Origin of the sequence: Thauera linaloolentis 47Lol = DSM 12138 (assembly GCF_000310205.1) — a bacterium.
GTDB lineage: Bacteria > Pseudomonadota > Gammaproteobacteria > Burkholderiales > Rhodocyclaceae > Thauera > Thauera linaloolentis.
Genome location: NZ_AMXE01000209.1, coordinates 1 through 324, shown reverse-complemented (window position 1 = coordinate 324; position 324 = coordinate 1). Strand labels below are relative to the sequence as shown.

Genomic DNA, 324 nt, shown 5'->3' with positions numbered 1-324 from the left:
ACGTCCGTCAGAGCCCCGGTCAAGTGGCTTCTATATGCCGATCATCGCTGGCTCTATTGTGGCGGTCAGTGACAGCGAGATCGGCCGACTCGATGAACGGATTGCGCACTATGACCAACATATCCGACACATTGCCCGCCAGGACAGTCGCGCTCAACGCCTGACCCGCCTGAACGGTGTGGGGGAAACCACCGCTACTTGCCTGGTCGCCATGATCGGCAACGGTCATGACTTCGACTGCGGTCGGCAGTTTGAATTGCCCCGGGTTTTGCGGAGGCTCCAACTCTTGAGAAGATGGAGCCATGAAGAAGACGACGAAGTTCT

At 57.7% G+C, this 324-nt stretch carries 1 pseudogene; it reads left to right on the top strand.

Going from position 1 to position 324, the window contains the following annotated elements:
* Positions 1-253, top strand: a pseudogene (locus C666_RS20765) (hypothetical protein); the annotation flags it as partial.
* Positions 254-324 lie beyond the last annotated feature (71 nt).